The sequence below is a fragment of the Mycobacterium sp. E3198 genome (assembly GCF_001667015.1).
GTDB lineage: Bacteria > Actinomycetota > Actinomycetes > Mycobacteriales > Mycobacteriaceae > Mycobacterium.
Map to the genome: position 1 here is coordinate 17,780 of NZ_LZIS01000248.1, position 9,380 is coordinate 27,159.

General features: G+C 68.6%; 8 protein-coding genes. 6 read left to right on the forward strand and 2 right to left on the reverse strand.

What is annotated here, in order from left to right:
* The first annotated feature begins 8 nt into the window (after positions 1-8).
* From A5673_RS25535 to A5673_RS25545, 3 genes are read left to right on the forward strand one after another with little or no spacing between them, the layout of a single operon-like run.
* The gene (locus tag A5673_RS25535; RefSeq protein WP_068238994.1) at positions 9-4,841 is read left to right on the forward strand and encodes an NAD-glutamate dehydrogenase; all 4,833 of its coding nucleotides are present in this window, start codon (positions 9-11) and stop codon (positions 4,839-4,841) included.
* Entirely contained in the window at positions 4,838-5,254 is a 417-nt protein-coding gene (locus tag A5673_RS25540) for a thioesterase family protein (RefSeq protein ID WP_068238996.1), read from the forward strand. The genes A5673_RS25535 and A5673_RS25540 overlap by 4 nt, the downstream gene beginning before the upstream one ends.
* Positions 5,239-5,910: a hypothetical protein gene (locus tag A5673_RS25545; protein ID WP_068238998.1), complete on the forward strand. Its 672-nt coding sequence runs from the start codon at positions 5,239-5,241 to the stop codon at positions 5,908-5,910. The genes A5673_RS25540 and A5673_RS25545 overlap by 16 nt, the downstream gene beginning before the upstream one ends.
* Positions 5,911-5,922: 12 nt before the next feature.
* On the opposite strand, the gene A5673_RS25550 is transcribed toward A5673_RS25545, so the two are convergent.
* Positions 5,923-7,491 carry a glycoside hydrolase family 13 protein gene (locus A5673_RS25550; protein ID WP_068239002.1) on the reverse strand — a complete coding sequence of 523 codons (1,569 nt, stop codon included), beginning with the start codon at positions 7,489-7,491 and terminating at the stop codon, positions 5,923-5,925.
* Between the two features lie 21 nt (positions 7,492-7,512).
* Positions 7,513-7,902: a globin gene (locus A5673_RS25555; protein WP_068239004.1), complete on the reverse strand. Its 390-nt coding sequence runs from the start codon at positions 7,900-7,902 to the stop codon at positions 7,513-7,515.
* 133 nt (positions 7,903-8,035) lie between these two features.
* Between A5673_RS25555 and A5673_RS25560 the strand changes: the two genes are divergently transcribed.
* The 3 genes from A5673_RS25560 to A5673_RS25570 all read left to right on the forward strand — a co-directional run.
* The gene (locus tag A5673_RS25560; RefSeq protein ID WP_068239008.1) at positions 8,036-8,683 is read left to right on the forward strand and encodes an HNH endonuclease; all 648 of its coding nucleotides are present in this window, start codon (positions 8,036-8,038) and stop codon (positions 8,681-8,683) included.
* A 25-nt stretch (positions 8,684-8,708) separates the two neighbouring features.
* On the forward strand, positions 8,709-8,945 hold the full coding sequence (locus A5673_RS25565) for a hypothetical protein (protein WP_068239010.1): 237 nt from the start codon (positions 8,709-8,711) through the stop codon (positions 8,943-8,945).
* Positions 8,932-9,380, forward strand: a 449-nt coding sequence (locus A5673_RS25570; RefSeq protein ID WP_068237298.1) for a DUF5130 domain-containing protein, incomplete at its 3' end; no start/stop codon positions are given. The genes A5673_RS25565 and A5673_RS25570, both read left to right, overlap by 14 nt.

The following is a 9,380-nucleotide window of genomic DNA, read 5'->3' on the forward strand; positions in this document are numbered from 1 at the left end:
CAATCGGCATGGCGATCGATCCCGGTGCCAAGCAAGACCTCAAGCCGTGGACCACGTTCAGCACCAGTGACGACATTCCCGACTGGATCGCGACGGCCTACATCGAGAGCTACCGCGGTCCGCGCGGCGACGAACCAAACGCCGCCGCGGGATCCGACCGCGTCGACCCCGCCGCCCTGGTGACCCCCGCCATGCTGCGCGCGCACTATCAGCTCGGCGAGTGCCGCCCCGAACGCGGAAGCTGCGTGTGCGTCCATCCGGCCGACGATCCCGAGGGATTCGGGCCCGCCCTGCAGGTCGTCACCGCCCACGGCAGCATGCTGCTGGATTCCGTCACGGTGCTGCTGCACCGGCTCGGCGTCGCCTACGGCGGCATCATGACCCCGGTCTTCGACGTCCACCGCAGCCCCACCGGGGACCTGCTCAGCGTCGAACCCAAAGCGCCTGGTGCGTCGCAATTCGACGGCGAGGCCTGGATATACGTCCCGCTGTCGCCCTCGGTCGACGGCAAGGCCCTCGCCGAGGTGGAGCGGCTGCTGCCCAAGGTGCTGACCGACGTCGAGCAGGTCGCCACCGACGCCGCGGCGATGATCACCGCCCTGGCCGATGTGGAAGCCGCCGTTCAGACCAACGCCGACGACCGCTATACGGCGCCGGACCGCGAGGACGTCGCGGAGCTGCTGCGCTGGCTGGGCAACGGAAACTTCCTGCTGCTGGGCTACCAACGCTGCCGTGTGCACGACACCCGCGTGTCCCCGGACGGATCACCCGGCCTCGGGGTGCTGCGCACGCGCACCGGCTCGCGGCCCCGGCTGACCGACGACGACCACCTGCTGGTCCTGGCGCAGTCCGTGGTCGGCAGCTACCTGCGCTACGGCGCCTACCCGTACGCGATCGCTGTCCGCGAAAACGGCGACGGCGGCGAGGTGATCGAGCACCGCTTCGTCGGGCTCTTCACCGTCGCCGCCATGAACGCCGACGTCCTGGAAATCCCGATGATTTCGCGCCGGGTCCGCGAAGCGCTCACCATGGCCGACAGCGACCCCATCCACCCGGGCCAACTGCTGCTCGACGTCATCCAGACCGTCCCGCGCTCGGAGCTGTTCACGCTCAGTGCCGAACGGCTGCTGGCGATGGCCAAGGCGGTGGTGGATCTGGGATCCCAGCGGCGCGCGCTGCTGTTCCTGCGCGCCGACCGGCTCCAATACTTCGTCTCGTGCCTGGTCTATGTGCCGCGCGACCGCTACACCACCCCGGTACGGTTGCAGATCGAGGACATCCTGGTCCGCGAATTCGGCGGCACCCGGCTGGAATTCACCGCCCGGGTCAGCGAATCACCTTGGGCGCTGATGCATTTCATGGTCCGGTTGCCCGAATCCGACGCGCCGGTGGACGTTTCGGAAGACACCCGGGTGCGGCTCCAGGGGCTGCTGAGCGAGGCCGCACGGACCTGGGGCGACCGCCTGATCGCCGCCACCGCGACGGGCACACCCGCGCACGCCGACGCCGAGCACTACGCCAGCGCCTTCTCCGAGGCCTACAAGCAGGTCGTCACACCCGGGGACGCCATCGAGCACATCGCGATCATCAACGAGCTGTCCGATGATTCGGTCAAGTTGGTGTTCTCCGACCGCGGCGAGGACGGCGCCGCCCAGCTGACCTGGTTCCTGGGCGGGCACACCGCGTCGCTGAGCCAGCTGCTGCCGATGCTGCAGAGCATGGGCGTCGTCGTGCTCGAGGAGCGCCCCTTCACCGTCACCCGGCCGGACGGGCTGCCGGTGTGGATCTACCAGTTCAAGATCCAGCCGCACCCGACGATCCCGTTTGCCACGTCGGCGGCGGAACGTAATTCCACCGCAGAGCGATTCGCCGACGCGGTCACCGCCATCTGGCAGGGCCGCGTCGAGATCGACCGGTTCAACGAGCTGGTGATGCGGGCGAGACTGACCTGGCAGCAGGTCGTGCTCATGCGCGCCTACGCGAAATACCTGCGGCAGGCCGGTTTTCCGTACAGCCAGTCCTACATGGAATCGGTGCTCAACGACCACCCGTCGACGGTGCGGTCACTGGTCACGCTGTTCGAGGCGCTGTTCGACCCCAGGGCATCGGGGTCGCCGACCAGCCGTGACGCGCAGGCGGCGGCCGCCGCGGTCGCCGCGGACATCGATGCGCTGGTGAGCCTTGACACCGACCGCATCCTGCGCGCGTTCGCGTCGCTCGTTCAGGCCACCTTGCGCACCAATTACTTTGTGACGCGCGAGGGTTCGGCCCGGGCCCGCAATGTGTTGGCGCTCAAGCTGGATGCCCAGCTGATCGACGAGCTTCCGCTGCCGCGGCCGAAATACGAGATCTTTGTGTATTCGCCGCGGGTGGAAGGCGTGCATTTGCGGTTCGGCCCGGTGGCGCGCGGGGGTCTGCGGTGGTCGGACCGCCGCGACGACTTCCGCACCGAGATCCTTGGCCTGGTCAAGGCGCAAGCGGTGAAGAACGCCGTCATCGTGCCGGTCGGGGCCAAGGGGGGCTTCGTCGTCAAGCGGCCGCCGCTGCCCTCCGGTGAGGCCGCCGCCGATCGCGACGCCAGCCGCGCCGAGGGCGTCGCCTGCTATCAACTCTTCATCTCGGGACTTCTCGACGTCACCGACAACGTCGACCACAAGACGGGCAAGGTCAGCCCGCCGCCCGAGGTGATCCGCCGCGACGGCGACGACGCCTACCTGGTGGTCGCCGCGGACAAGGGCACCGCCACGTTCTCCGACATCGCCAACGACGTCGCCAAGTCCTACGGCTTCTGGCTGGGCGACGCGTTCGCCTCCGGCGGATCGGTGGGCTACGACCACAAGGCCATGGGCATCACCGCCAGGGGCACGTGGGAAGCCGTCAAACGGCACTTCCGGGAGATGGGCGTCGACACCCAGGCCGAGGACTTCACCGTCGTCGGCGTCGGCGACATGAGCGGCGACGTGTTCGGCAACGGCATGCTGCTCAGCGAGCACATCCGGCTGCTCGCCGCGTTCGACCACCGGCACATCTTCCTCGATCCGGACCCCGACGCCGCGTCTTCGTGGCGCGAACGCAAGCGGATGTTCGAGCTGCCGCGGTCCAGCTGGGATGACTACGACAAGTCGTTGATCAGCGAGGGCGGCGGCGTGTACAGCCGTGAGCACAAGGCGATTCCGGTCAGCCCGCAGGTTCGCGACGCCCTCGGGATTCACGGTGACGCCGGCGAAATGTCGCCGCCCGACCTGATCAAGGCCATCCTGCAGGCGCCCGTCGACCTGCTGTTCAACGGCGGCATCGGCACCTACATCAAGGCCGAATCCGAGTCCGACGCCGACGTCGGCGACCGCGCCAACGACCCCGTGCGGGTGAACGCAAATCAGGTGCGCGCCAAGGTGATCGGCGAGGGCGGCAACCTCGGGGTCACCGCGCTGGGGCGCGTCGAGTTCGATCTGTCGGGCGGGCGCATCAACACCGACGCGATGGACAACTCCGCCGGCGTGGACTGTTCGGACCACGAGGTCAACATCAAGATCCTGATCGACTCGTTGGTCACCGCGGGCAAGGTCGAGGCCGGGGAGCGCAAGGATCTGCTGGAGTCGATGACCGACGAGGTCGCGCAACTGGTGCTCAACGACAACGAGGATCAGAACGACCTGATCGGCACCAGCCGCGCCAACGCGGCCAGCCTGCTGCCGGTGCACGCGATGCAGATCAAGTACCTCGAAGATCGCGGCCTCAACCGGGAATTGGAGGCGCTGCCGTCGGAAAAGGAGATCCACCGGCGCACCGAGGTCGGCATCGGGCTCACCTCACCCGAGCTGTGCACTTTGATGGCCCACGTCAAGCTGGCGCTCAAAGAGGACATGCTGACCACCGAGCTGCCGGAGCAGGACGTCTTCGCGTCCCGGTTGCCGCTGTACTTCCCGAAGCCGCTGCGCCAACGGTTCACCCCGGAGATCAGGACCCACCAGCTGCGCCGGGAGATCGTCACCACCATGCTGATCAACGATCTGGTGGATGCCGCGGGCATCAGCTACGCGTTCCGGATCACCGAAGACGTCGGCGTCGGGCCGATCGACGCGGTGCGTACCTTTGTTGCCACCGATGCCATCTTCGGGGTGAGCGAGATCTGGCGGAACATCCGCGCGGCCGACATACCCGTGGCGCTGTCGGACCGGCTCACGCTCGATACCCGGCGGCTGATCGACCGAGCCGGGCGCTGGCTGCTCAACTACCGACCGCAACCGCTGGCGGTGGGCGCCGAAATCAACCGATTCGCCGCGAAGGTCAAGGAACTCACGCCCCGCATGTCGCAGTGGCTGCGCGGGGACGACAAGGCGATCGTCGAAAAGGAAGCGGCGGAATTCGCGTCGGAGGGCACCCCGGAAGACCTGGCGTACCTGGTCGCCGCCGGCCTGTACCGCTTCAGCCTGCTCGACATCATCGACGTCGGCGACATCACCGAGATCGAGACCGCCGACGTCGCGGACACCTATTTCGCCCTGATGGACCGGCTCGGCACCGACGGCCTGCTGACCGCCGTCTCCGAGCTGCCCCGGCACGACCGCTGGCAATCGTTGGCGCGCTTGGCGATTCGCGACGACATCTACGCCTCGCTGCGGTCGCTGACCTTCGACGTGCTGGCCGTGGGGGAGCCCGACGAAAGCGGCGAGGAGAAGATCGGTGAGTGGGAGCAGATGAGCGCGTCGCGGGTGGAGCGGGCGCGTCGCACGCTCAGCGAGATCCAGGAAAGCGGCGCAAAGGATCTCGCGACCCTGTCGGTGGCGGCCCGGCAGATTCGCCGCATGACCCGCACCAGCGGACGGGGATCGTCGAGTTGAGCGTCGGGTACGTCGCGCCGGTGCCGGTGCGCTGGTCGGACATCGACATGTACCAGCACATCAACCACGCCACCATGGTCACCATCCTGGAGGAGGCGCGGGTGCTGTTCCTCCAGGAGCCGTTCGCGGCCGACATCACGACCATCGGGCTGCTGATCGCCGACGTGCGGGTCACCTATCGGGGGCAGCTGCGGCTGACCGATTCGCCTCTGCAGGTGACCATCTGGACCAAGAAGGTGCGGACGGTGGATTTCACGCTGGGCTACGACGTGCGCTCGGTCAACGCCGACCCGGCGTCGAAGCCCGCGGTCATCGCCGAGACGCAGTTGGCCGCCGTCCATATCGAGGAGCAGCGGTTGGTGCGGCTCTCGCCGCACCATCGGGAGTATTTGCAACGATGGCTGAGGGAATAAGGGCCGAGCGCGGACTGTGGCTGCGCGACGCCGCCCACCGCGGGGACCTCGCCACGTTCGTCGACCACGCGATGCGCCTCGACGACGCCGCGGTCATCCGGCTGCGGGCCCGGTCGGCTGGGCTGTTGACCGCTTGGGTGGCAACGGGTTTCGAGGTGCTGGCCAGCAGGGTGGTCGTCGGCAGGGTGCGGCCCGACGATTTGTCGGTGGCCGCGGACGCGCTGGCTCGTGGCCTGTCGGCGGCGGATTCGTCGGGTTACGTCGATCCGGGCTTCGCGATGGACTCGGCATGGCGCGGCGCGCTGCCCCCCGAATCCGGATTCACTCACCTCGACGACCTGCCGGCCCGGGTCCTGCTGGACCTGGCGCAGCGCGGCGCGCGACTGGCCAAGGAGAGCGGCAGTTCGCACGGCCCGCCGGTGTCGCTGCTCGACCAGGAGGTCATCCGGGTCAGCTCGGCCGACGTCAGCGTCGGCCTTCCGATGCGCTGCGTGTTCGCCTTGACCGCAATGGGTTTCCTGCCGCAGTCGCCCGGTGAGCCTGCCCCCGCCGACGAGCTGGTGCGGGTGCGCGTATCGCCGTCGTGGCTGCGGATCGACGCCAGGTTCGGCTCGGTGTACCGGCGCCGCGCTCACGCGGCCCTGGTGTTGCGCTGACAGGCTGCCGGGTCAGACCAGCCACGCCGCCGCGTCGGGCGGCAGTTTGCCGTCGACCAACGGCGCGCTGGCCAAGATGAGCTCTCGCGGCGGCAACGCCATCGCGCGCCGGCCGGCGTTCAGGGCACACACCAGGCCGCCGCCGCGACGGCGGAATATCAGGGTGTCGCGCGTCACCGCCTGCCAATCGAGGCCGGCACCGGCGAATTCGGTTCGCTCCCTACGCATTTCGAGTGCGAGCCGGAAGAACGACAGCGTCGAGTCGGGGTCGTCGCGCTGCTTTTCGACGGTCAGCGCCGCCCAGTCGGCGGGCATCGGCAGCCAGGTGTCCGCCGTGGTCGAGAACCCGAACGGTGGCGCCTCACCCGACCAGGGAATCGGGACCCGGCACTTGTCGCGGCCGCGTTCGGTATGCCCGGAGCGCTCCCACGTCGGGTCTTGCAGCACCTCCTCGGGCAGGTCCAGAACGTCGGGCAGCCCCAATTCCTCACCGTTGTAGACGAACACCGCGCCCGGCAGGGCGAGCATCACCATCGCCATGGCCCGCGCCCGGCGCAGCCCGGCCTGGCCGCCGCCGTACCGAGTGACCTCGCGGCCCACGTCGTGGTTGGACAGCGTCCAGGTCGGCGTGGCGTTCTCGAGGGCGGTGGCGGCCAGCGAGTTGTCGATCGCGTCGTGGATTTCGGTCGCGTCGAAGTCGATCTTCGTCAGCCGGAAGTTGAAGCCCAGATGCAGCTCGTCGGCCCGCAGGTACTCGGCCCACCGAGCGTTGTCCATGACCCATACCTCGCCGATGGTCACCGCCCCGGGATAGTCGTCGACGATCGCGCGGATCCCGCGGTGGATGTCGTGCACGCTCGGGTGGTTGAAGCGCGGGTCGTCGTCGCTGTGGCTCAGCACCTTGATGTCGTCCTTGGCGTCGGGCAGGTCGGACGGCTTGGCCATCCCGTGCGCGACGTCGATGCGGAAGCCGTCCACGCCGCGTTCCAACCAGAAGCGCAGCGTCTTCTCGAAGTCGTCGAAGACCTCGGGGTGTTCCCAGTTCAGGTCCGGTTGCTCGGCGTCGAACAGATGCAGATACCACTGGCCGGGGTTTCCGTCCGGTTCGACAATCCGCGTCCACGCGGGCCCGCCGAACACCGACGTCCAGTTGTTGGGAGGCAGCTCGCCGAGGGGACCGCGGCCGTCGCGAAAGTAGTAGCGCTCCCTCGCGTCGGTGCCGGGCCCGGCGGCCAGCGCCGCCTGGAACCAGGGGTGCTGCGAACTGCTGTGGTTGGGCACCACGTCCATGGTGATCTTGATGCCCCGCTGATGCGCCGCGGCGATCAATCGCTCGATGGCGGCCATCCCGCCGAACACCGGGTCGATGTCGCGCGGGTCGGCCACGTCGTAGCCGTGGTCGGCCATCGGCGACACGGTGACGGGGTTGAGCCAGATCGCGTCGACACCCAGGTAGATCAGGTATTCGAGCCGGGCGGTCAGCCCGTCGAGGTCGCCGATCCCGTCACCGTTGCTGTCGGCGAACGACCGCGGATAGACCTGGTAGAAGACCGCGTTCGACCACCACGGCTCGTGGCTCATGCTGCTCCGTTCGGTTAGCAATCAGAAGGTTGAATTGACCAGCGAGTGGGCGGCCATCTCCAGGTAGTCGAGCAACTCGCGCCGGTGCTCGTCGTCCAGGGTTTGCGAATCGATGGAGGCGACGGCGGTGTGCATGCACCGCAGCCAGGCGTCGCGCTCGATGGGGGTGATCCGGAATGGGGCGTGCCGCATCCGCAGCCGCGGGTGCCCGCGCCGGTCGGAGTAGGTGCGCGGGCCGCCCCAGTACTGCTCGAGGAACATCCGCAACCGCTCCTCGGCGCCCGCGAGGTCGTCCGCGGGATACAGCTGACTGAGAATCTCGTCCTCCGGGACCTGCGCGTAGAACCGCGACACGATCGCATTGAAGGTCTCGGCACCGCCGACAGCGTCGTAAAAGCTCACCTGATCCATCGCCCACCATTGTGGTGCATCGCCTCGGCGGCACGGCCGGACCCACCCTGCTGTTCACCGGATTGACACGGCGCGCACCTGCAATAAGGGTGCGTTTGGCGGCGAATCATGGTGGACTATCCGCGGAGGATCTATGGCGCATGGCAAGAGACGCCGCAGTCACCGCAGTTCCGGTGCCGCGGCAGGGTTGACCGGGCCCCCAACCGCGTCATGCCTGCATAGTGTCGAAACCCATCCGCCGACCCGCCACGAAGCCGCCTCGATCTGGAGCCGCCGGCGGGTGCTGCTGCTGAATTCCACCTACGAGCCGCTGACGGCGCTGCCCATGCGGCGGGCGATCGTCATGGTGATCTGCGGCAAGGCCGACGTGGTGCACGACGACCCGGCGGGTCCGGTCATCCACTCCGCCACCAGGTCGATCGTCGTGCCGTCGGTGATCCAGCTGCGGTCCTACGTGCGGGTCCCGTACCGGGCCCGCGTGCCGATGACCCGCGCCGCGCTCATGCACCGCGACCGCTTCTGCTGCGCCTACTGCGGGGCCAAGGCCGACACCGTCGACCACGTGGTGCCCCGCAGCCGCGGCGGCGACCACTCCTGGGAAAACTGCGTCGCGTGCTGTTCGACCTGCAATCACCGCAAGGGCGACAAGCTGCTCGCCGAGCTGGGCTGGGCCCTGCGCCGGGCGCCCCTGCCGCCGACGGGGCAGCACTGGCGGCTGCTGTCGACGGTCAAGGAACTGGACCCGTCGTGGGCTCGCTACCTGGGTGAGGGCGCGGCCTGAACATCCGTGGGATACGGTTTGCGTCGTGAGCCTGACAGAGATTCACCTGTACTTCATCGGAATCCCGCTGGCGCTGGTCGTGGTGCTGTCCCTGCTGATCTGGCGGCACAAGGGACCCCACCCGGCGACCTACCAGATGTCGGAGAAGTGGACCCACCCGCCGATCCTGTGGGCCGCGACCGACGAGGACGTCGGCCACGCGCACGGCGGACACGGTGCGGCGGAGTTCTCGGTTGGAGGTGGCGCCAGTGGCACGTGGTGAGGTCGCGACGATCGAGCCCGCCGGGCTGCCCAAGGGGTCGGTGATCACCACCAGCGGACGGGTCTCGGCCGTGACCGAGCCCGGCGAGCTGTCGGTGCACTACCCCTTCCCGACCAAGGACCTGGTCGCCATCGACGACGCGCTGAAGTACGGCTCGCGGTCGTCGCTGGCGCGGTTCGCCATCTACCTGGGCGACCTGGGTAGCGACACCGCCGCGCGGGCCCGCGAAATCCTGGCCCAGGTGCCGACGCCCGACAACGCGGTGTTGCTCGCGGTTTCGCCCGACCAGTGCGCCATCGAGGTGGTCTACGGCTCGGCCGTCAGGGGCCGCGGCGCCGAGTCGGCCGCACCGCTCGGGGTGGCCGCCGCCTCGTCGGCGTTCGAGCAGGGCCACCTGGTCGACGGGCTGGTCAGCGCCATCCGCGTGCTCAGCGC

Bases quoted from the DNA above. Each gene is read 5' to 3' on its own strand.
- A5673_RS25535 (WP_068238994.1), top strand. From the start codon at position 9: ATGGCGATCGATCCCGGTGCCAAGCAAGACCTCAAGCCGTGGACCACG.
- A5673_RS25545 (WP_068238998.1), top strand. From the start codon at position 5,239: ATGGCTGAGGGAATAAGGGCCGAGCGCGGACTGTGGCTGCGCGACGCC.
- A5673_RS25550 (WP_068239002.1), bottom strand. From the start codon at position 7,491: ATGAGCCACGAGCCGTGGTGGTCGAACGCGGTCTTCTACCAGGTCTAT.
- A5673_RS25555 (WP_068239004.1), bottom strand. From the start codon at position 7,902: ATGGATCAGGTGAGCTTTTACGACGCTGTCGGCGGTGCCGAGACCTTC.
- A5673_RS25560 (WP_068239008.1), top strand. From the start codon at position 8,036: ATGGCGCATGGCAAGAGACGCCGCAGTCACCGCAGTTCCGGTGCCGCG.